The organism is Lentibacillus sp. L22 (genome assembly GCF_040812445.1).
Classification (GTDB): domain Bacteria; phylum Bacillota; class Bacilli; order Bacillales; family Amphibacillaceae; genus Lentibacillus_C; species Lentibacillus_C daqui.
This window is the reverse complement of the sequence record NZ_JBFNXI010000013.1, coordinates 25,831-48,560: the sequence shown is the minus strand read 5'-3', so window position 1 is coordinate 48,560 and position 22,730 is coordinate 25,831. Positions and strand designations below refer to the sequence as shown.

Sequence of the window (22,730 nt, the reverse complement as noted above, 5' to 3'; positions counted from 1 at the left end):
ATTCTTAACGAAAGCGGAGGTAGAAAACATGGGACATTTAAAAGTATTGGGTATCAAATTTATCGTGATTTCAATTATCACTTTCTCGACATTCGGCATATTTTTCCAAGCAACATTGACGAATTTATTAATGCTTAGTTTACTTGTAACAGGTATATCTTATCTTGTTGGTGATCTGTTTATCCTTAGAAAATTTGGTAATATCGCTGCCTCAATTGGGGATTTTGCATTATCATTTGTTTCATTCTGGGCATTGGGGAGCTTCGTAATGGGAGCAAGTCTACCCGTTACAATCATTTCGTTAATGGCCGCCTTTTTTACTTCCTTGTGTGAACCATTCATTCATGCTTATATTGTGGAACGTCTTTCAGATGATGACGTGCCTGATCAATTACCAGCCACCAACCAATTACAAACAGAATTTGCCGAAGAAACCGATCCCGAAACACTTCATACAAAAAAAGATCGAGATAATTAAGTTCATAACCTCCTTTTAAACACGCGCATAAAGGAGTTTTTTGTCTAATCCAAATAGTGTTTTGGCACATTTTCATATCCTCATCTATATCTGTCCAATACAACTTTTACAAGCAACCATATGCTATTGTGAAGCCGGATAGAGAAGGGAGGAATTCTAGATGAGTTATGGCGGCGGTGGTGGTGGCTTTGCATTGATTGTCGTGCTCTTTATCTTGCTGATTATCGTTGGTGTCAGCTTTGTCGGTGGCGGAATGTATTAATTACAAGTCCAAATACCCAGTAACAAGCCCCTTTCAGCGTGAAAAAAATGAATTGGGAGAACCTGATCAGGATCTCCCGTTTTTTTATTGAACGATGCAACTATTCCGTGATGCTCTTCTGCTCTGATAAATATGACCAGTGTCATTTCCTCCTGCCGTGTTTGAGGTTAAATTATTTTTGAACTTTTCCGATCCTCCAGTCCTTATGTGTACAAGTAGTGCATATAATGAAAGAAGTATGGTTCAGGAGGATAATGATGTTTACCGTTTTGGGAAAAGCTATTGTTGTTATGGCGCTTATCCGAATTTTATCGGGGTGCATGGAGATATTTGCGGCTTATCTAATGATACGATTTAATGAAATTGATAAAGCACTGATTATTAATAGTTCCATCGCTTTGATTGACCCGTTGATTTTGCTCTTGACAACTGCAATTGGTGTTGCGGCCATCGCAGACAGACTATCGATTGGAAAATTTGTTTTTATTATTATCGGTGTTGCGTTTATACTTTACGGGATTAAAAAATGATTCGATAAATCAGCATTTCACCTACATCACAAAATCTTTGGCTTGTTTGTGTTCCATGATTCTTCCTAAAATCTCCTCAATGTACATGGTGAAGGCGGGATGGCTGCGTTGTCTTGGGCGTGGTAAATGGATTACCTGATCCAGACTGATGGTACCATTTTCAATGAGAACAACCCGATCAGCCAGGGACACTGCTTCTTCTACATCATGGGTTACCAAAATGGATGTAAAGTTATTCTTTTTCCATAACGCTTCAATTAGATCTTGCATTTCAATACGGGTAAGGGCATCCAGTGCACCTAATGGTTCGTCAAGCAGCAATAATGATGGGTCATGGACCAATGCCCTTGCCAAGGCTACCCGTTGTTGCTGACCGCCGGAAAGCTTTGCGGGATAATCGTCCATTCGTTCTTCCAAGCCAACTTGTTTTAATGCCTGAACAACCTTTTCTTTTGCATCTTTTGGCAAACCAATACATACGTTATCAAACACTTTCTTCCAGGGGAGCAGACGTCCGTCCTGAAACATGATCCGTGCCTGTTCATTTAAATGATTCAGCTCGTTATCATTAATATAAATAGAACCTTCATTTACCCCTTCCAAACCAGCGATGAGGCGAAGTAATGTACTTTTTCCGCATCCACTCTTTCCAACGATTGCGACAAATTCCCCCTTTTTGATGCTGAGATCCAGTCCTTTTAAAACTGGTCGATTAGTATAGCTTTTTTTTACATTTTCAAGTAGAACATGACTTTTTTGTTCCGGAATTACTTTCACTTTATTTTCCTCCCTGTTAACTACATATCCCATTTAAGTAATCTTCTCTCCAAATATCTGGCAATAATATCAGATAACTTTCCAAACAAAGCATAAAGAACAATACTAAGCACAATCACATCCATTTGCATAAACTCGCGGGCATTCATCGCCATAAAACCGATTCCTGAATGTGCAGAAATTGTTTCAGCGACGATCAGGGTTAGCCACATGACCCCTAACGAAAAGCGTATACCGACTAATATAGAAGACATTGCCCCCGGTAAAATGACGTGGAAAAATAATCCGACCCCCTTTAGTCCGTAAGCTTTACCCATTTCAATTAATTTTTTGTCAACGGATTTGATCCCATGATACGTATTAATATAGACCGGAAACAGCACTCCCAGGGCAACCAAAAATATTTTCGAGGTTTCATCAATGCCAAACCATAAAATAACAAGTGGAATCAAGGCCAAATGCGGGATATTTCTGAGCATTTGTATCGACGTATCAAAGAATAGGTCAGCTATTTTAAACACACCATTAAATAATCCAAATAAAAAGCCAATAATCCCGCCAATCAGAAAACCGATTAAAGCCCTGCTTAAACTGATTCCTACATGATTAACCAATTCACCCGTTGAAAAAAGTTCAACACCAGCTGCAAAGACCTGGGTTGGTGCAGGTAAAATCCTTTCCGGAATAGCTCCCACCCATGATAAAAACTGCCATCCAAATAATAATAGCAGCGGGATTAGCCAAGGAGTGATTTTTGCAGCTGATCGATTTATTTTACGTCCCACAAGTCATCCCCCTTTCCTGTAATTATTTCTTCATGATATCTGCTACATTTATCTTCTTTGGTATGATATTCAATCGATAAAACGTATCGGCAATTTCCTGTTGTTCTTTGATAATCTGCTCATTAATCGGATCTACCCCATAAGTCCGACGCTCTACCGACTTTTTCATTGCTTCTTCCTCAATATTTAAGATCGGTGTAAGCATGCTGACCAGTTCATCGTGGTTGTTATTTGCCCACTCGGATGATTTTTTTACCTCTTCCATTACGACATCAACCAAGTCTTGATGTTCCTTGGCAAACTCGTTTGTTGTGATAAAGAAATCGCGATCGGTAGTAAATCCTTCTCCGTTAACAAGTAAGGTCGCGTCAGAAAAAAGCTCTGTCGACGCGGTAAATGGGTCCCAAACTACCATGGCATCCACATCTCCTTGTTCAAAAGCAATTCGTGCATCTCCTGGTGACAGAAAAGCCGGTGTAATATCTGAATACTTCAAACCGGATTTTTCCAATGCTTTTGCCAATAAATAATGTGAACTGGACCCTTTGGCAAAACTCACCGTTTTATTCTTTAAATCAGCAATGGATTTGATATCAGAATCCTTTGGCACTAGGATACCACTTCCCTGAAATTTGGATTTTCCAGCCGCAACAATTTGGAAGTCGGTATTTGCAGCCTGTGCAAAAATGACTGGGGAATTTCCGGTTCTGCCAAAATCAATACTGCCAGCGTTTAATGCTTCGACTAAAGCGGGCCCTTCCTGGAATAACTTCCATTCCACTGTGTATCCAAGTGAATTCAGTTGCTCCTCCAATGTACCAAGTGACTTTAAAATAACGAGGGGTCCATTCTTCTGATAACCAATCCGAATTACATGATCTTGTTCGACATCAGAAGGGGCGCTTTCTCCCTTTGAACAACCGGCAAAAACAGCAATAACAAATAACATGCTAAGCAACAGTAGAAATCTTTTTCCCATATCCCAAACCTCATCTCTTTGTTAGTCTTAATCTGTTTTTAGCCTATGTATAAATAAAGCATAGGTTCCTGTCCTGAATAAAATCGTTCAAGAGGAAACGTGTAAGCACATGCCTTATTTCTGAATCGTTCGTAATACAACATAATTTTTGTTTTTTTAGGGAGACTAAATGAAACGGTGCCTGCTGCATTCGCAAGGCGCCTCGGCTAGAAATATTTCAGGAGGGTAAATCGCATGGGTATGTTATCCAACAAACCTCAGGAAGAACCACTTCATTCCGGTGAGGTTTTTCATTTATGGTCATATTTACATCATACAAAAACGGTTTTAGTAACAATGCAAGTTCTGATTAACCATACAGGTGACAACGATTTGAAAGTATTGCTCGAGGATTTGCAAGAGAATATCTTTACCCAGGAAGAGCAACAGGTTGAGGCAATTTTAAAGGAAACCGGAATTCGCTTACCACCAGCTCCACCGGATCGTCCTAATGTAGAAGTGCAAGATATTCCGGCTGGTGCCCGGTTTAATGATTCGGAGATTGCTGCACTTGCGCAGAAGGAATTAATGACCGGAAAAATATCGTGCAGCTACATTATGGGCATTGCTATTCGGGAAGATATTCGAACGATGTATGGTGAATTCCATTCCCAAAAAGAGGAATATGAAGTAAAACTATTGCAACTTTCCAAAGAAAAAGGGTGGCTTGTTTCCCCACCAATTAATTTGAAATAACAATGTAGAAACTGAAAAAATAAATTCGGAGGAGTTGGAAACAAAGTGGCATCCACATCAAAAAATAAGGGAATGACCATCGTCGCCATTGGATCGATTCCGCTGATCATGACATTAGGAAATTCGATGTTAATCCCGATGCTGCCGGAGATGAAATCCACCTTAAAACTTTCACAAATGCAGGTGAGCCTGACAATTACCGTCTTTTCGATCGCGGCAGCCATTTTAATCCCTGTCGTCGGTTATCTTTCTGACCGGTTTTCGCGAAAAATTGTTATTGTCCCCTCACTTGTTTTATTTGGGTTGGGCGGACTGCTTGCGGGAGTTGGTGCGGCTTTTTTTTCACATGCGTATATGTGGATTCTGATTGGCCGAATCATTCAAGGGATTGGTGCAGCCGGGACAGCGCCCATCGCAATGGCCTTGACCGGTGATTTATTCAAGGGCGGAGAACAGAGTCGTGTTCTAGGGATTTTTGAGGCATCCAACGGGTTGGGGAAAGTGTTATCCCCAGTTCTAGGGTCGTTATTTGCGTTAATTACCTGGTTTTCCGTGTTTTTTGTATTCCCGGTTATCAGTCTGATTTCTGCTTTACTTTCGTTAATTTTTATTAAAGAAAAGAGCAACCGGCAAACACCACCGCCATTCGCCAAATACATGCATGGGCTGTTGAGTGTATTTAAACATGAAGGAAGATGGATTATTACAACATATCTCGCAGGTGGCACCTGTTTATTTACCTTATTTGGTATCCTTTTCTTTTTATCTGACGTATTGGAAAAGACATATAAAATTGACGGTATTATAAAGGGGCTCATACTCGCAATCCCGTTACTTGTTATGGTTACGACGTCCTATATCACGGGAACCCAGATCGGAAAGAATTTGGAAAGAATGAAAAAATTATCAGTGCTTGGACTTATATTGATGACAATTTCCTATGGTTCACTCGTATTCCTGGAAAAATTAATCCCATTTCTGGCTGTTCTGGCCATCAGCAGTGTTGGAGCCGGACTCGTTCTGCCGTGCGTAAATAGTATTATTACTGGTGCTGTTGGTAAAGAACGCAGAGGTTTTGTTACCTCACTGTACGGCTCTGTCCGTTTTCTTGGTGTTGCCTTGGGGCCGCCGATATTTTCCCGGCTGATGGATTGGTCGCGAACTGGCATGTTTGTTTCCATCGCTGTCCTGACACTCATCGTTGCCCTGCTTATGCTAACATTAATTCATGTCAAAGGAAAAGACGGAAAGGAAAATAAAAATACAACTTTTCGTTATAACTATATGTAGGACTATTTTTTCCGCCAGCCAAGGGTATATGCCTGATGGAATGTTAAATTACAGACATAATCCACAACCTTGGTTGAAATCCATTGGCTGGAAAATGCGAACAAAATAATTTTCCAGTCAATCATCATGGCGGTTAAAATAAAAATGAAACAATTAATATATAACAATGGCTTTCCCGGCAGAATTTCCCGTCCGGAAGCAATGATCATGGCTACGACACCGACACCACCATTGGAAACATCTTGACGCATTAGCATACCAATCCCTGTGCCAAGAAAAACGGAGCCAAGGACAAGGTCAAATATGATATTTCTTTGCGGGACTTGTATAAATTGTTCAAAAAACTGGATGGAAACAGATGTCATCGTCATCCCGACAATCGTCCATAACACAAACGCTTTTCCAAAATATTTAATACCCAGCAACAGCATGGAAAAATTGACAATCCAAAGTGCCAGACCATTACTAATACCGAACCAATAGTTTAATAATATCGCAATCCCGCCGGCACCACCGGAAGGAATAGAATTAGGAAACAAAAACAGACCCATCCCCATCCCCTGAATGGCTCCTCCAGCTAAAACTAGTCCATTTTTTAACATGAATAATTTCATGAATGCTCCTCCCTCAGACAATGTGAATGTAAATTGGACAACACCTCCCTCTTATCTTATTCTTTTTATAGAGCAAAAATGATCACCGTCCATGCGATTTAGGTTTTCAAACAACCAGTGTGGTGGATCGAGCATAAACTGAAATGAAGAAGATTTTCTTGGAAGTAGAGAGGGTTAATAGACATATAAAGGAGATGGAGAACATGCCAAGAAAAAGAAACAGAGGATACCATCACGAGCGTTGTCTATTTCCAGGTTATCGCTGGTGCGGACCAGGTTGTAGCGGCCCTGGTGCACCGATAAATGCAGTGGATGCTGCTTGTAAAGCACACGACCTATGTTACCAAATCCATGGGCATCGATGCAGATGTGATCAAGAATTTATGCGCCGCCTTCGTCCACTGATTAATCCACATACACCGGAGGGACGACATGCTCGTACAATGTATCGTTATATGCGAATAAAATCATTGTTTACATGCTAGTTCTTTTAAAGCATCTGAACATCACATAAATATGACAGGAATCGAGGATATCTATGGGAATAACGAATTATGCCAAATTTGCTTCATTTAAAGATGCTATCTTTTCTTTATCTGGCCAAGTGAAACAAGGGGAGATCGTCAATCATCGTTTTCTTTTAGAGCAATCAGCCGATCAAAAATTATCGATATATTACGCACCAGTCGAATATATAAATAAAAAGGCACGCATCTTAATTGTTGGGATTACCCCGGGTTTCCGGTAAATGCAACAAGTATATAGCAAAGTCGTTGGGCTGAAGGGAACACTAATGAATGATGAACAAATTCTCCATGAGGCCAAACTTGCTTCGAGCTATCAGGGGCAATGCGAAAAAACCTGATTCATAAAATATCCGTTGTACTTAGACTAGTTCCATTTCTGTATAATGTTATAAAGAGAGGAGCCTGTTGATGAAATATCTTGACTGGAATGCGGTTTTCTTCGTTGGTGTAACGCTGATTCATGAATATTGGCTCTACTGGGGGTTACCCCAAATTGAATATTGGGAAACAAAACGCATGTACAACAGTATGAATAACGACAAAGATGACAGCAACAAAGCAGCATAAGGTAAAAGGAGTCTGTTCGATGATGATGAACAGACCCCTTTCTAAATTGGGCGGTTTTTGACGCATTGACAGCTTGATTGGACTGTTGCATAGTCTATTTCAGGTTACGCATGAGTATTTTTCCTTTTTCATAAAACTGTTCCATTTCTTTTTTGGGCACAAGTGAACCACCTGTTGCCCATACGATATGTGTTGCTTGGTCCATATTTAAGTGATGATCGCTCGCATAGCTGGTTTGGGCAACTTTACCAGGCCCAGATAACCCCGCTGCAGCTGATGGTTCAACAAATATCCCTTCACTATCAGCAAGCATATATAATTGTTTGAACAAGTCATCGTCGGCCAGCGTATAGATGCCGCTAATATATTGATTGCTAATGGCCGTAGCAAAATGCGAAGGACGTCCAACCGCCAGACCGTCTGCTTCTGTTCGATTATCAAGGCCAAAGTCCTGGACAGATAATCTATCCTGCTCACCGGTCAAAAGACCAATTAGTACGGCGGGGGAATGGATCGGCTCAACAAAAAAACAATGGACATAGTCACCGAATATTTGTTTCAACCCGAATGTAATACCACCTGGCGAACCACCAACACCACAAGGAAGATACACAAAAAGCGGGTGATTTTGATCAACCAGAATTTGCTGTTGTTCCAGTTGTTCTTTTAGTCTTAAGGCTGCTACACTATATCCCAAAAATAAATGTCTGGAATCCTCATCATCAACAAAATAACCCTGTGGATCCGCCTCTGTCCTTTTTCGTCCCTCCCGAATTGCTTCACTAAAGTCACCGGTGAATTCTTTTACGGTAGCCCCTTTGTCTCGTAATAAATCCTTTTTCCATTGTTTCGCATCACTAGACATATAAACCGTGACATCAAATCCCAATTTGGCACTAATAATACCAATACTTAATCCCAAATTCCCGGTAGAACCGACACCGATCGAATATTGCTTAAAAAATGCTTGAAATGCTTCACTTGCAAATTTTTCATAGTTGGCACCTTTGGTGATCAGCCCCTCATCTAATGCCAGTTTTTCCGCATAATGTAAAATTTCATAAATCCCGCCCCGGGCCTTAATCGAGCCGGCAATCGGCAGTTCACTATCACATTTCAGGTACAGATCACCAGCAAACGGCAGCCTATAATGGCTGATAAGCTGCTCCTTTACGGATGGTATGGGGCGTAATGGAGATTCAACAATACCATGCGTTTCCGGAAATGCCTTAGCTAAAAACGGTGCAAAACGTTCCCATAATAGCGCTGCCTCGACCATATCCGTTTCATCTACAGGTAAAGTAGCATGAGATTCTTTCCTTGAAGGATGAAGCCATACAACCGGTTGTAAATTAAGAATGTCTTGCAGCAAAGGATATTCTTTCGTCCAGTTTTGTAATTGCTGTTCGGTAAATGCCATAATCATCAGCCTTCCTCTGTATCTTTGTTCTTATAATCATCGTATCAAAGACAAATCATTCTCGGAAGACATCCATTTACCAAAAAGGAACAGATTATTTTATTTTAAAGGGGGTTAAAATATGTGTGTGAGCGTAAACGGTTCACAGATCATAATTTCGGGAGGATCTCCAATGAGCAAACATGATAACAACAAAAGAAACCGCGATAACATTGACAACTTTGATCATGAAATAGATAACGTTGAATTTGCCAGCGAAAATGAATTCCTCGATAATCACGATTTTGATGACCATAACAAACAGCGTAATAACAACCGTCGGAACAATCGTAAATAAAGTGGTTTATTAACTCATAAACCTGTATAACGATTTGCTCGTTGTACAGGTTTTCTATATAGAAACGGAAATTTTCTTTTATCCTAAATGGTTTCGTTAGTTCCTACTATTTTCACTTTCTTTATCTGATAGCCGTCAATCTCATCAACAACAAATTGAAATCCTTCGTGTTCAACAGTTGTTCCTTTTCGGGCATCCAGATTATTGGCAATAATCCAACCACCGATCGTATCCACTTCTTCTTCCGCCAGGTTTGTTCCTATTTGCTCATTAATATCATCCAGTAGTACCTTTCCATCAACAATTGTTGTTGTATTTGTTACTTTTTCAATCCTTGGTTTTTCATCAACATCAAATTCATCACGAATATCCCCGACGATTTCTTCCAATATATCTTCAACCGTTAGCAAACCTGCTGTTCCACCATATTCATCAATAACGATTGCCATATGAATACGTTCCTTCTGCATTTTGATTAATACTTCTTTAATCGGAGTTACCTCTGAAACATGAATAATCGGCCTAATGTAACGTTCAATTGATTTCTGTTCGTTTTCAATATGCCCTGTAAAAATTTCCTTAAGATTCACTAACCCAACAATATGGTCTTTATCATCATCCGCAACAGGGTATCTCGTATACTGCCCTTCACGGATAACATCTAAATTATCCTCGAAGCTATCCTCTTTGAAGAAACATACCATTTCCATTCGAGGTGTCATAATTTCTTTTGCCAGACGATCGTCAAATTCGAAAATATTGTTAACATACATCATTTCGGATTGATTTATTTCTCCACTTTTATAGCTTTCCGAAAGAATTAAGCGTAATTCTTCCTCTGAGTGGGCTATCTCATGTTCTTGCATCGGTTTAAAGCCGAACAGTCTTATTATTAATCTCGCGGATCCATTTAAAACCCAAATAAACGGGTACATGATTTTATAAAACCAAATAAGTGGTCTGCCTAACCAAAGTGTAATAAATTCAGCCTTTTGAATAGCAATAGTTTTAGGTGCTAATTCACCAACAACCACATGCAGAAAAGTGATGATCAAAAAGGCGATTACAATCGATATGATATGGGAAACCGATGAATTTATTTCCAAATTATGAAAAAACGGTTGCAGAAGACTTGCAATTGCTGGTTCACCCAGCCATCCTATACCTAATGCTGTAACCGTAATACCTAATTGGCAAGCAGATAAATAAGCATCCAAATTATCGATTAGTTTCTTCGCATATACAGCGTTCTTATTTCCTTCCCCGATTAAATGATCAATACGAGTTGTTCGAACTTTTACAATCGCAAATTCGGTTGCCACAAAGAATCCTGTTAACAAGACCAATATGACAACCATAAGTAAGTTAACTATTTCCAATTAATTTTACCCTTGTATCACGTGGACACAAGGAATCCACCTCCGGTTATCCAAAATAGAGTTTTATTTACTGTTGGCTAACACTTAAATATTCTCTTTGGATAAATACACGCTCCATGTGTAAATGATTCAAAAAGAAAGTGTTTATGAAAATTTTTATGGTCTTCCCATCTGAATCACCTACTTTCCTAAGAAAATTATATAATATCAAAAAACATAAATCTAGTAGCAGTGATGAAATTTTAAGAAAGGAGAATGATAAACCTATTTGGAAGATTTTTGGAGACCATAAATGTAATTATAATCAAGGAACTGGATCCGACCCAGCGGTGACTATCCAATTAATTTCACCATATGGGTAAAATCCAGCTCCATAAATTTATCATTGATTTTGTTTTTATCATATTGCCATACCGCTGTCTCCAGCGAACAGTTAATCGGAACATCGCATTTAATTTCAGCTAATTCCCTTGATAGCTGCAACATGTCCATATTGGTTTCAATTTTATTTCGGACACCCTTTGGCAACTGCTCCATATTTTGGAGTAAATTATCAATCGAATCATATTCTTTAATTAGTTTTAACGCTGTCTTCTTGCCAATTCCCTTTACACCCGGGTAATTATCGGACGTATCACCCATTAACCCTTTTAAATCAATGATTTGTTTCGGTGATATCCCTCGTTTTTCATGAAAATTATCGTTCGTAAAAACATCATAATTACCTTGTCCCTTTTTCATGATCGCGACATCAATTCCATCGTCAACCAGTTGCAGAATATCCTGATCGCCAGTTAAAATCAGGACGTCATTTTCTATTTTATAAAGCTGAGCCAACGTACCAATGCAATCATCTGCTTCAAAATTTTCAACACCAACATTTGGCATATCAAATGCTGCAACAACCTCTTTGACTAAATCAAATTGCGGGATCAGTTCTTCTGGGGGCTCCCCGCGATTGGCTTTATATCCGGCGAATAAATCTGTCCGAAACGTTTTGCTTCCCATGTCCCAGCAACAGACTACATGGGTGGGGGCAAATTTTTCGACAGCATCAAGGAAATACCGTAAAAACTGATAAATCCCGTTGGTCGGTACCCCTTGTTTCGTCTTCATAAAATTTCCTCGGAAGGCTGTTGCATAAAAGCCTCGAAATAACAGGGCCATTCCATCAACCAGCAATATCTTGTTTCGCACGCTCATATAGATTTTCCTTTCCAATAGCGATTCCGGGCTTTGCAATCAGCACATACCCAGTATCTATTTTACTCGATGATCTGCTTAAGTTCTTGCTGTTTTATTTTCAAATCATCGATATCAACCGTTTCGGTAAGTACGGATAAGGCATCATTAATCGATTGGTTGATCGTGTTCATTGTCTTCTGTTGCATGTATTTCATCATTTCCCGCCATTGTTCTTGATAGGATGCCATCATTTTTGCCTGATTTTCATCAACATATCGCTGTGCAATCGGCGCCAATGTCTGATAGATGTCATCCTTCATATGTTCTTTTTCATTTTTGGCAAAAAATGCTTTTGTTCCCTTAAAAAGCGCCAATGACTTATCGAATATAGCACGGTCTAATTCACGGAAAGCCGGTTCATACTCTGGTGTATTAAAATGACAGGCTGCCAAGTCAGGTAATAAAAGTTTGGGATCGATTTGTGCTATATCTTCTTTTAAGCCGGTGTAAGCATCGTCAGCAAGTGACTGCATATATGCTTCGACTCGAAGTGAAACCGCACGTAATTCCTGAACGAGTTCATATCCAGCATAATCCAGTAAATTATTTAGGTTCCGGTTCAATTGGCTGGTTGCCTGTTTTCCCGATTCCGTAATGGTTGCCGGGTTAAAGAATTCCTTAAATATATCGTGAAATCGAATGCCTAACCGCTCCATGACATAAAACAACTGTTTCTCCAGTTTTTGTGCAATCTGTTTCTCATATAGATCGGCATCCATGGCATCCACTATCTGTTGCAATGAATCACGTTCGTTTTCAAGCTGAGTACGATATTGCTCCTTTTCCGCCTCGTTAAGATTTGCCGAGGCAATGTAATTAGTTATTGCCTGGTAGGCTCTTTGCATGTCAAGTAAAGCAGCCTGAATCGATAGGCTTGCCAGGTCATTTTGAATAAAGGAGTAAAAATCTTGTTCAAACTGTTGCATGTCACGGCCAACAGGTTCTTCTAGCAGTTTAGCATGTAGCGCCTGTTTGCTCGAAACCGGATATAACTTGGGAAACCGGATTCCAAATTGCAGCAGCTGTTCTTCAATATAACTGGTCACCAAGTGAAGTTCTGTGTCGTCTTTGGCCAGGTCTGCTGCGTTGACAATAAAAAACATTTTATCCAGCTGGAATGAATCCTTCACCCGGCCAAGTTGAATCAAAAAGTCCTGATCCGCGCGGGACAATGCATGATTATAATAGGTGACAAAGCACATCGCATCCGCATATTTGATATAATCAAAGGCTACGTTTGTATGCCGGGAGTTGACAGAATCTGCTCCAGGTGTATCCACCAGCGTAATACCCTGTCTGGTAAGTTCCGACTCATAATAAACATCGATCGATTCTACAAAACATGCTTTGGTTTCATCACTAACATATGCCGCAAAATCAACCAAACCGGTCGAAATAGAATCACCTAACAAATCCTGATGTTCGGCAAAACCGTTGATCATGGCCTGCAAATATGATTGATGCAGTTGTTTTAATTCACTATTTTGCTGGATGTCGTTATCTTTTACCCATTGCAGTAAGTCGGCTAAACTGGTTGCTGATGGGTTAAATGGTTTGGTGATCGTTACCAGGTCATCGAACAATGCCTTCTTCTCTTTCATATGAACGATTACCGTACCATGACTGTGCGACGTTGTAACCGGGCAAATCCGGTTGATTGCTGCCGTTGTTGGATTAGGAGAAACCGGCAGTACCTGTTCACCCAGCAAGGCATTAGCAAACGATGATTTTCCGGCACTAAATGCCCCAAACAAGGCGATCGTGTAGGTCCTGTTAGTTAATCGATCACGTTTTTCGATCAAATCGTCGACAATCGTCTGGAACCCTGGTAATCCCTCCACTTTTTCGATTGTTTTATCAATGTTTGTACATACCTGTTTACTGGATGGAGAATCTTGATCTGTTGTTGTTGAAATTGTTTCCGGTTCAGATACAGATTCTTTTATCTTCGTCGTGGCAGTCTGTTCCATAGTGAGTGGTTGCTCAAAGTTTTGCTGTCGTTCTGCCAGGATTTGATCCAGCGACTTATCCCCGGTATTTGTAGGATGCGCGAATTGTTCTTCCAATTGATTTAATTGATCCTGATAGGTTTGCGCTAATTTACTTTTTTCCTCTTCCATGTTTAGACTTCGATTGATCTGGTCCAATTCCGCTTCAAAGGTGGAACGTTTCTTTTTATCCTTCTGTGCCAGCTGTTTATCAATTATTTCCCAAAGTCCAAGTGCTTTTTGTTTATACTTTTGTTTAATATCCTGACTGACCTCATTGGTATAATGCAAAACCGATTGACCATTCACTTTTGCACCGGGGTTCACCAAGGCAATCAGATCATCTGTCGTATAATCAATCGCAATTTGCTGTATTGCTGCTATGAGTTTTTGGTCCGTAATTCCCGATTGTTTTAGCAGGCTGGTTAATTTATCACGTAATTTCCATTGGATAGTTGACTCCATAGTTTCCTGCAAAGCTAATAAAAAAGTTTTTTGCCTGAGTTCTCTTTCTGCTGCTGTTTTTTTCTTGGCGCCAAAAAAACCAACCTTAAAATCTTGCTGCTGTGCCTCCAAAAAGGCAGCTGCTTTTTCACGCAAGCCATGCGGCATCAGATAGGCATTTTTCAATGTTGCTTCTAATTCTTGTCGAAATCCTTGTTCCAATGTTTGGTGATCATGCTCCATCTCGCTGATCCGCTGTTCAATAGACTGCTTTTGTTCGTAAATGTCTGCGATGTCCATTGCTGTTTCAGGGTAGGCAGCAATTTTTTCTGTAAACACATTCGTTAATTCCTGGCGATGTTCATCCATTACCTGACGAACGGATTGGGTAATGGAATCGATGAAATTACGTTTTTCCTCCAACCGTGCAAACACATCTGACTTTAATTGTTGAAATTGATTATATTTCGTATGCTGATCCATTAATGAAGAATAATAGATTGCTTCTGGAACGATATTCCAATTGGCAAATGTTTGATCTACTCTGTCTGCAAATGTCGCAAACGAAAGCTCTTTGTCGTCATGTTTATCAATTTGATTAATTACTACAAAAAAAGGAATCTGCTTCTCATTTAACGTTCGTAAAAATTGCAGATTAACCTCGGATTGGACATGGTTATAGTCCATCACATATACAAGCAAATCAACCAGGTGCATGGATGCCTCTGTAATCAGCCGGTCTGCATCATCTGCTGCATCAATGCCCGGAGTATCAAAAAGTGCTGTGTTCGTTGGAATGATTGGTGAAGACGTACTTATTTCTATCTTTTTGATATTCTCTTTGTCCTTGCAGTAATTTTTGATTGTTTCCATATCATAAGGTTCCTGATATTCTACTGGCGCCTGATCATGAAAGAATACCCTGACAGAGCCTCGGCCGGAAGTGATTTTAACGACATTGGCACTCGTTGGGATCGGGCTCTCTGGCAGAATGGCTGTCCCCAATAGTGTATTAATCATTGTAGACTTTCCCGCTGAAAAATGACCGGCAAAACTAATGACATATTCTTGACTTTTAAATTTTTCATAGATATCAAGTATTTTATCCGCACTTGTTTTATCGAAAGCATCAAGCATGGTCTCGTATAGTGCGGTTAATTGGTTGATCCCCACTTGCTGGGATGGCAAGGTTGCTGATTCCAACATACACAATTCCTTTCTTCATCGGCGAATGTTCTAAAGGTCTGTTGCATACGCGCATTTTTTGCTTTCTTTTGTAAACACACATCTAAACGTCATATACATCATTATTATACGGTTTTTCACAAATAAATGCTACCACTTGAAGTTGATTTGTCAATCATCCGTAAGAGTGCGTGTTCAAAAAGGAGGATAAAAAGGACCGAGAAGTTCTAGGCGGCGTAGCTTTGAGCACCGGAGTGTACATAAAAAGTACATGAGGAGCGGAAAAGCAAGCCAACGACGAAATTCGAAGGTCATTTTTACCGGACTTTTTGAACATCCTCTAAAATTAAAACTCCTGTGAGCAGATATACACAGGAGTATCATCATAGCAATTTGGTTGTAATATAGCGGATAATGTCCCCGCGGCTTATGACTCCAACTACTTTATGGTCGCTATCAATAACCGGTATTTTTTTGAAGTGATGCTTGGACAAAATCGAAATAGCACTATCCAAATCATCATCAGGGTGTACATAATAGGTATCTTTTTTTCGTCTCATGTCACCGACAGCCTGACCAATGGCATAGTCCAGTTTATGTTGTAATTCTTCCTTTTCCGTTACAAACACGAGCGAAAACATGTCATAAACGGTTCTGCCTCTTGGATTTAGATAACGAACCACATCCCCGTCTGTAATCATTCCTTGTAATGTATTTGTTTCATCTACTACTGGAACACCGCCAATTTTATGTTTGACCAGTAATTCCAGTAATTCCTTAATGGACTGATCCTTGGTTACAGAAATAACATCTGTAATCATAAATTCGCTTACTTTCATTCCCTCACCTCATTTTGGTTTGTCTGTTACGTTACTACCATTTTAACTATTTTGAGGGATCATTAAACATGTCAATTCCCTCAGCGGCATCCATTATCCGTATCGTATGAAAGTCAGTAAAACATTCTCCACTTTTTCATGCATTTAGCGAATTGTATACCCCCACCTCTAATCACGAGGAAGTCTGAGAACTTTCGTTTTGTCATCTCTTTACGTTTAGAATATCATTAAAAGGGGAAAAATGGAATAATTTTGTTTGAGTATACATAATAATATTATGGTAAATTATATGATTAATATTTTTAAAGAAAAAATCACCATATCGTTTCCGATGAACGATATGATGATTTTGTGGTGATAATCAGACCGGATATACGCCGTGTTTTCTTTCTGTAAAAGTTACCTGTTTCGTTTCATACATGGCAAAGCGAGTAACGAGCTCAGATCTCAGATTTTCCGGATCAATGATCGCATCAACGACCAGTTCAGAAGCCAAACGATAGATATCAATATCGTCTTTATATTCTTCTTGCTTTTCTTTAATAAACGCTGGCCGTTCTGCTTCTGGGAGGGCAGAAATTTTGTTGGCATAGACAGCATTAACTGCCGCCTCCGGACCCATGACAGCTATTTGTGCAGATGGTAACGCCAGACAGCAATCCGGTTCAAAAGCCGGCCCAGCCATCGCGTATAATCCTGCTCCGTATGCCTTTCGAACAACTACTGAGATTTTTGGCACGGTTGTTTCACTCATGGCTGCCAGCATTTTGGCACCGTGACGGATAATTCCTGCCTGCTCTACTTTTGTGCCAATCATAAAACCGGGTATATCCATTAAGAACAGTAATGGAATATGAAAGGCATCACATAGTTGAATAAATTTGGCTGCTTTATCAGCCGAATCCGGAAACAGCACACCACCTTTTGCACGCGGTTGGTTGGCGATGATACCGACCGATTTTCCATCCATTCGGGCAAGACCGGTAATCAGTTCCTTGGCAAATTTCTTCTTAATTTCGCAAAAACTGTCTTCATCAATCATTTGTTCGATAAGATCATACATATTAAATGGCGCATTTTGGTTGTCCGGGATCAAATCGGCGATCGTCTTTTCTCCCGTTTTCGGCGCTTTTGCCTTAACAGATTGTGGTTTCTCTTTAAAATTGGCGGGAAAATAACTTAAATAATTTCTTGCATAAGCAATGGCTTCCTGTTCGGTCTTAACAAGGACATCACCACACCCGGACACAGAACAGTGCATTTTTGCCCCGCCCATTTCCTCAAGAGAGACTTTTTCACCAATTACCTTTTCGGCCATCCTTGGTGAACCCAGGTACATAGAAGCATTGCCATCGACCATAATCACGATATCGCAAAAAGCCGGTATGTATGCACCACCTGCAGCCGATGGGCCGAACAACAAACAAACTTGCGGTACTTTGCCGGATAATTTAATTTGATTGTGAAAGATCCTTCCTGCCCCACGCCGTCCAGGAAACATTTCCACTTGATCGGTTATCCGCGCCCCTGCAGAATCAACCAGATATAGCATCGGTAGTGCCAGTTTATCCGCCGTCTCCTGAATCCGGATGATCTTCTCAACCGTTCGTTTCCCCCATGATCCAGCCTTTACCGTTGAATCATTGGCCATGACACAGACGTTTTGCCCATTGATACGGCCAATACCGGTGACAACACCATCAGACGGCAAGTCACCATCCATACAGTTGGCAAAAAAAGCATCCTCTACATCAATATCATGATCAAAAAGCATTGCTAATCGTTCACGAACAAACAGTTTTCCTTTTTCGGCATTCTTTTGATGATATTTTTCTTTTCCACCTGTTTTTATCTTTTCTATACGTTGTTGCAGGTCATCTACGTAAGCCATGCTGAACCTCCTACTACATCATACATCATCATTCACCTGTATAAACCGGTTTTCTTTTTTCTTCAAATGCTTGTAAACCTTCATTACGGTCGTTGGTTGAAATGGTTTCTTTATAACATAAATGTTCAATCGCAAGTCCAGTAGTAATGTCTGTCTGATAACCCTGGTTAATGGCTGTTTTAGCCTGTCGTAATGCGATTGGACCATTTTTGGCAATCGCTTTTGCCAAATCCAGTACATCATCCAAAAGTGTCTCTTTGGCGCTTATTTGTTCCACCAAACCAAGTTCAAGTGCTTTAGCGGCGGTAATACGTTCGGCTGTAAAAATCATCTTTTTGGCTTGACCCAATCCGATTAGCCGGCTTAAACGCTGGGTTCCACCTGCACCGGGAATAATCGCTAATGAAGTCTCGGTTAATCCCATTTTTGCCTTTTCTGATGCGACACGGATATCACAAGCCAAAGCTAATTCCAGCCCCCCTCCGAAAGCGGCGCCATTAATGGCAGCGATAACGGGAACATTAATTTGTTCAACATTTGTTACCGTTTCCCCAATCTTTCGGACAGCAGCAATTGTTTGTGCATTGCCCATACCTTTTCGTTCTTTTAGATCGGCACCTGCGCAAAATGCTTTTTCTCCTTGTGCAGTGATGATCACACAACGAATGGTTTTATCCTGATTAATGTTGTCAATGCAAGCGTTCAGCTCACTTAACAGTTTTCGAGACATGGCATTCGCGGCATCAGGCCGATTCAAGGTCACCACGGCAACATGGTCGGCTAGTGTTTCATATTGAACTACTGAAGTCATGACAATCTCCTTCCATTTGGTTCAATGATATCATTCGATAATTGCAATAACATCGCCCTCGTTGACAAAATCACCTTCTGCCACTTTGATCTCTTTCACTGTCCCTTCGTCTTCTGCGCCAATGGGAATTTCCATTTTCATCGATTCTAAAATAACAATATCCTGATCTTCTTGTACTTGCTCACCTTCTTTTACGGTAACTTTCCATACACTTCCTGCCATTGATGCTTTTACTTCCATGATAAATCCTCCCTTAATTTGTTTTAATCATTGGTAAATAATATTCTTGCACAAAAGCGGTTGTCGTGTTCCCAGCTTTAAACTGGTCATGGTCAATAACAGCTTTTAACATTGGAATGTTTGTTTTAATACCATCAATATGATAACTTTCCAGTGCTGTTTTCAACCCTGAGATAGCTTCTTGCCGTGTTTCACCGGTGACAATTAACTTGCCGATCATTGGATCATAAAATGGTGTCACATCATAATCGCTGGTCACTGCAAGTTCATTACGGATATGATCACCGGTTGGCGCCTGCATTGTTGTAATGTGACCCGGTGATGGGTAAAATGTGACTGGATCTTCAGCATAAATCCGCACTTCAATCGCATGTCCCTTGATTGTTAAAGTATCCTGATCAATAGTTAATGCCTTCCCATTTGCGATATTCAATTGTTCCTCAACAATATCAAGTCCGGTAATTTCCTCGGTAATCGCATGCTCAACCTGGATTCTTGTATTCATTTCAAGAAAATAGAAGTTCTCGTTTTCATCGACAAGGAATTCAATCGTGCCGGCATTTGTATAACCGATTGCTTTAGCGGCTTTGACTGCGGTTTCACCCATTTTTTTTCGGGTTTTTTCAGAGATGAATGGAGATGGCGCTTCTTCGACAACCTTTTGATTTCGGCGCTGGATCGAACATTCCCGTTCAAATAAATGGACAGCGTTTCCATCATTGTCCGCCAGAATCTGGATCTCGACATGACGGGCATGCTCCAATTTTTTCTCCATAAACATCGCACCATCACCGAAAAAATTTTCAGCCCGCTTGGAATTACTGGCAAACGCTTTTGCTAGTTCAGCATCTGACTGAACGACTTGCATGCCAATACCCCCGCCGCCTGCCGAAGCCTTTAACATAATGGGATAACCGATGCCCTTGGCAATTTGCAAAGCTTCTTCCACGGATGCGACTCCACCTTCAGTACCGGGAACAACTGGTACACCCGCCTGTTGCATCGTTTTTCTTGCTGCGATTTTACTGCCCATTTTTTGCATAATCTCGCTAGCTGGGCCAATGAAAATGAATCCTTCATCTCGACACTTTTGGGCAAATACAGCATTTTCGCTTAAAAAACCATAGCCTGGGTGGATTGCGTCGACATCGGCTCTTTTGGCGATTTGCAGGATCTTATCTGTGTTCAAATAACTTTCGTTTACCCGTGGTGGTCCGAGTAAATAGCTTTCGTCTGCAAGTGCAACAAATGGTGCTTTTTGATCAGCTTCCGAATATACAGCAATCGTTTGGATACCCATCTTTTTACACGTACGGATAACTCTTGCGGCTATTTCCCCACGATTAGCGATCAGTACTTTGTTAATCATATGCCCACTCCCTCCTATTCTATGTTTCTAAACCACGCGCCCGTTAAAATATGTCTAGCAGCCTAGTTGTCTGGCAATAACAAGACGTTGAATCTCTGACGTGCCTTCCCCAATTTCTAATAGTTTGGCATCACGAAGATAGCGTTCTACTTCATATTCACGCATGTAACCATAACCGCCGAGGATTTGGATAGCCTGGTTAGCTGAACGAACTGCAGTTTCTGTTGCATACAGTTTGGCAAAGGCGGCTTCCTTTGTAAACGGTTTCCCTTGATCTTTTAACCAGGCAGCCTTGTGTACGATATTCCGTGCCAATTCTACTTCCATCGCCATATCAGCAAGCTTGAACTGGATGGCCTGAAAGTTGGAAATCGGTTTGCCAAATTGCTTGCGTTCTTTTGCATATTGTAATGCTTTTTCGAGTGACGCCTGGGCTATTCCCAGACCAAGTGCTCCAATCGAAATACGACCACCGTCAAGTGTATGAAGAAACTGCTTGAATCCTTTTTCCGGGTCACCTAATAGATTTTTTCGAGGTACGCGAACATGATCCAAAACAATCTCACCTGTATCTGAACCGCGAACACCCATTTTATCATAATTGTTTTTCGTTGTAACACCCTCAGCATCCGCGGGTACAATAATGGCACTGATAATATTTTTGCCGCGCTCATCCTTACCGGTAACCGCAGTCACAATAATTGTCTTGGCATAATTACAGTTAGTGATAAAGCATTTTTCTCCATTAATGACATAATCATCACCATCAATCGTTGCGGTTGTCTTAGTACCGCCAGCATCTGAGCCGGCATTTGGTTCAGTTAAGCCAAATGAGCCTAACGCTTCCCCTTCAGCAAGCGGTTTCAAAAATGTTTGCTTTTGCTCTTCGGTACCAAAATAATAAAGTGGACTTGCACCAAGTGAAACCGCAGCAGCATAACTTAATCCTGTACTGCCACAAACCCGGGCAACTTCTTCGACTGCAAGCGCATAAGAAATTGTATCACCGCCTGAACCGCCATATTCTTCTGGAAATGGAATCCCTAATAAACCAAGTTCACCCATTTGCTTAAAAATATCTGATGGAAATACCGCTTCCTTATCAATCTCAATGGCCCGGGGCCTAATAACAGCTTCCGCAAAGTCACGCACCATTTTCTTAATCATCTGTTGTTCTTTCGTTAGTTCAAAATTCATACTAAACCTCCTGTAGTTACAACCGCAAGACCGACTGGTTGGTCTGCATGGCTGTTAAAAATGAAAGCCACTACTTCCACTTATTTATCAGATTTCAAAATCGATATCCGGCGGTTGTTCCTCTAATCGTATCGCATGTAGGATCAAGTCAACAAATATGTCACCAATTTCATCAATGGTTTTCGCCCCTGATCGCCGATACCACATATACGTCCAGTTTACCATGCCTAAAATAGCCATTCCAGTGATTTCAACGGATAGATCTGAACGAAATTCCTCACATGTCTTGCCTTCTTGAATGGTTTTGAAAATGATTTGTTTGAATTGATCCCGTTTTTTCTTAACAAGAATTTCATAATCTGGTTTCAAATAAATGGTTTCCCGATAAAAAACAGTAATGTGTGCCTGATATAAATCAAATGCTTTCACAAAATCCTTGATAATGACCCTTAATTTGGCGGTTGGCGATTGATGCGCTTCATTTGCCATCTTTGCCTTATCTAAAACGTATGTAATAAACGTGTCGTGAATAACAAATAATAATTCGTCCTTTGATGTAAAATGATGATAAAAACCACCCTTGGAAGTGCCAGCTTCTTCAACAATCTGGTTAACAGTCGCCCCATGAAATCCTTCTTGTTCAAAGAGTTGCAATGATGCCTGGATGATCCTGTTTCGTAAATCTGCCATAGAACCTCCTTCTTTATATCGCTTACATTTACTTTATCATAATCTTGTTCGTGCATAAAGCATTTTGAGAAAATTATTTCAAGGGGGGTAGTTCAAAAACTCCAGTGACACCTCGAAGGAAGATCTTTCGCTCAAGTTACCCATGTCCTGT

24 protein-coding genes are annotated in these 22,730 nt (G+C 40.5%); 9 read left to right on the top strand and 15 right to left on the bottom strand.

The window, feature by feature from the left end; genetic code table 11:
• Positions 1–28 precede the first annotated feature (28 nt).
• From ABRT01_RS08440 to ABRT01_RS08430, 3 genes are all read left to right on the top strand, one after another.
• Positions 29–478 carry a DUF2512 family protein gene (locus ABRT01_RS08440; protein WP_269409138.1) on the top strand — a complete coding sequence of 150 codons (450 nt, stop codon included), beginning with the start codon at positions 29–31 and terminating at the stop codon, positions 476–478.
• Positions 479–638: 160 nt separating this feature from the next.
• Entirely contained in the window at positions 639–740 is a 102-nt protein-coding gene (locus ABRT01_RS08435) for a YjcZ family sporulation protein (RefSeq protein ID WP_269409139.1), read from the top strand.
• A gap of 257 nt (positions 741–997) precedes the next feature.
• On the top strand, positions 998–1,270 hold the full coding sequence (locus ABRT01_RS08430; RefSeq protein WP_269412539.1) for a YqhV family protein: 273 nt from the start codon (positions 998–1,000) through the stop codon (positions 1,268–1,270).
• 21 nt (positions 1,271–1,291) lie between these two features.
• Here the strand turns inward: ABRT01_RS08430 and ABRT01_RS08425 are convergent, their stop codons facing one another.
• From ABRT01_RS08425 to ABRT01_RS08415, 3 genes are read right to left on the bottom strand one after another with little or no spacing between them, the layout of a single operon-like run.
• Positions 1,292–2,047 carry an ATP-binding cassette domain-containing protein gene (locus ABRT01_RS08425; RefSeq protein WP_483101523.1) on the bottom strand — a complete coding sequence of 252 codons (756 nt, stop codon included), beginning with the start codon at positions 2,045–2,047 and terminating at the stop codon, positions 1,292–1,294.
• 20 nt (positions 2,048–2,067) lie between these two features.
• Positions 2,068–2,832, bottom strand: coding sequence for an ABC transporter permease subunit (locus ABRT01_RS08420; RefSeq protein ID WP_367746801.1), 765 nt, complete (start codon positions 2,830–2,832; stop codon positions 2,068–2,070).
• A 22-nt stretch (positions 2,833–2,854) separates the two neighbouring features.
• Positions 2,855–3,811, bottom strand: coding sequence for a sulfonate ABC transporter substrate-binding protein (locus tag ABRT01_RS08415; RefSeq protein WP_367746800.1), 957 nt, complete (start codon positions 3,809–3,811; stop codon positions 2,855–2,857).
• Between the two features lie 234 nt (positions 3,812–4,045).
• On the opposite strand from ABRT01_RS08415, the gene ABRT01_RS08410 reads away from it, so the two are divergent.
• Both ABRT01_RS08410 and ABRT01_RS08405 read left to right on the top strand, forming a co-directional pair.
• Positions 4,046–4,546: a DUF3231 family protein gene (locus ABRT01_RS08410; RefSeq protein WP_367746799.1), complete on the top strand. Its 501-nt coding sequence runs from the start codon at positions 4,046–4,048 to the stop codon at positions 4,544–4,546.
• Between the two features lie 45 nt (positions 4,547–4,591).
• Positions 4,592–5,836, top strand: a complete 1,245-nt coding sequence (locus ABRT01_RS08405; protein WP_269409143.1) for an MFS transporter — start codon at positions 4,592–4,594, stop codon at positions 5,834–5,836.
• Between the two features lie 2 nt (positions 5,837–5,838).
• Here ABRT01_RS08405 and ABRT01_RS08400 read toward each other — a convergent pair whose 3' ends face one another.
• Positions 5,839–6,450: a YitT family protein gene (locus ABRT01_RS08400; protein WP_367746798.1), complete on the bottom strand. Its 612-nt coding sequence runs from the start codon at positions 6,448–6,450 to the stop codon at positions 5,839–5,841.
• Positions 6,451–6,653: 203 nt separating this feature from the next.
• On the opposite strand from ABRT01_RS08400, the gene ABRT01_RS08395 reads away from it, so the two are divergent.
• The 3 genes from ABRT01_RS08395 (at position 6,654) to ABRT01_RS08385 (ending at position 7,544) form a co-directional block, all read left to right on the top strand.
• Positions 6,654–6,935, top strand: coding sequence for a phospholipase (locus ABRT01_RS08395; RefSeq protein WP_367746797.1), 282 nt, complete (start codon positions 6,654–6,656; stop codon positions 6,933–6,935).
• A gap of 53 nt (positions 6,936–6,988) precedes the next feature.
• Entirely contained in the window at positions 6,989–7,198 is a 210-nt protein-coding gene (locus ABRT01_RS08390; protein WP_367746796.1) for a hypothetical protein, read from the top strand.
• Between the two features lie 187 nt (positions 7,199–7,385).
• Positions 7,386–7,544 carry a hypothetical protein gene (locus tag ABRT01_RS08385; protein ID WP_269409146.1) on the top strand — a complete coding sequence of 53 codons (159 nt, stop codon included), beginning with the start codon at positions 7,386–7,388 and terminating at the stop codon, positions 7,542–7,544.
• Positions 7,545–7,638: 94 nt separating this feature from the next.
• Here the strand turns inward: ABRT01_RS08385 and ABRT01_RS08380 are convergent, their stop codons facing one another.
• A complete protein-coding gene (locus ABRT01_RS08380) occupies positions 7,639–8,964 on the bottom strand; it encodes a D-serine ammonia-lyase (RefSeq protein WP_367746795.1) in 1,326 nt (441 codons plus the stop codon).
• A gap of 172 nt (positions 8,965–9,136) precedes the next feature.
• On the opposite strand from ABRT01_RS08380, the gene ABRT01_RS08375 reads away from it, so the two are divergent.
• On the top strand, positions 9,137–9,301 hold the full coding sequence (locus tag ABRT01_RS08375) for a hypothetical protein (protein WP_269409148.1): 165 nt from the start codon (positions 9,137–9,139) through the stop codon (positions 9,299–9,301).
• 83 nt (positions 9,302–9,384) lie between these two features.
• On the opposite strand, the gene ABRT01_RS08370 is transcribed toward ABRT01_RS08375, so the two are convergent.
• From ABRT01_RS08370 to ABRT01_RS08325, 10 genes are all read right to left on the bottom strand, one after another.
• The gene (locus ABRT01_RS08370; RefSeq protein WP_367746794.1) at positions 9,385–10,680 is read right to left on the bottom strand and encodes a hemolysin family protein; all 1,296 of its coding nucleotides are present in this window, start codon (positions 10,678–10,680) and stop codon (positions 9,385–9,387) included.
• A gap of 333 nt (positions 10,681–11,013) precedes the next feature.
• Complete coding sequence (locus ABRT01_RS08365; protein WP_367746793.1) at positions 11,014–11,883, bottom strand: 5'-3' exonuclease; 870 nt, start codon at positions 11,881–11,883, stop codon at positions 11,014–11,016.
• A gap of 62 nt (positions 11,884–11,945) precedes the next feature.
• A complete protein-coding gene (locus ABRT01_RS08360; RefSeq protein WP_367746792.1) occupies positions 11,946–15,563 on the bottom strand; it encodes a dynamin family protein in 3,618 nt (1,205 codons plus the stop codon).
• A gap of 362 nt (positions 15,564–15,925) precedes the next feature.
• Complete coding sequence (locus ABRT01_RS08355; protein WP_269409152.1) at positions 15,926–16,381, bottom strand: CBS domain-containing protein; 456 nt, start codon at positions 16,379–16,381, stop codon at positions 15,926–15,928.
• Positions 16,382–16,742: 361 nt separating this feature from the next.
• The gene (locus ABRT01_RS08350; protein WP_269409154.1) at positions 16,743–18,272 is read right to left on the bottom strand and encodes an acyl-CoA carboxylase subunit beta; all 1,530 of its coding nucleotides are present in this window, start codon (positions 18,270–18,272) and stop codon (positions 16,743–16,745) included.
• A 28-nt stretch (positions 18,273–18,300) separates the two neighbouring features.
• Positions 18,301–19,083 (bottom strand): enoyl-CoA hydratase, encoded by a 783-nt coding sequence (locus tag ABRT01_RS08345; protein WP_269409155.1) that lies wholly within the window; start codon positions 19,081–19,083, stop codon positions 18,301–18,303.
• A gap of 30 nt (positions 19,084–19,113) precedes the next feature.
• Positions 19,114–19,326 carry an acetyl-CoA carboxylase biotin carboxyl carrier protein subunit gene (locus ABRT01_RS08340; RefSeq protein WP_269412542.1) on the bottom strand — a complete coding sequence of 71 codons (213 nt, stop codon included), beginning with the start codon at positions 19,324–19,326 and terminating at the stop codon, positions 19,114–19,116.
• 10 nt (positions 19,327–19,336) lie between these two features.
• Positions 19,337–20,692 (bottom strand): acetyl-CoA carboxylase biotin carboxylase subunit, encoded by a 1,356-nt coding sequence (locus tag ABRT01_RS08335; RefSeq protein ID WP_367746791.1) that lies wholly within the window; start codon positions 20,690–20,692, stop codon positions 19,337–19,339.
• 54 nt (positions 20,693–20,746) lie between these two features.
• On the bottom strand, positions 20,747–21,889 hold the full coding sequence (locus ABRT01_RS08330) for an acyl-CoA dehydrogenase family protein (RefSeq protein ID WP_367746790.1): 1,143 nt from the start codon (positions 21,887–21,889) through the stop codon (positions 20,747–20,749).
• 87 nt (positions 21,890–21,976) lie between these two features.
• Positions 21,977–22,579 (bottom strand): TetR/AcrR family transcriptional regulator, encoded by a 603-nt coding sequence (locus ABRT01_RS08325; protein ID WP_367746789.1) that lies wholly within the window; start codon positions 22,577–22,579, stop codon positions 21,977–21,979.
• Positions 22,580–22,730: the final 151 nt, after the last annotated feature.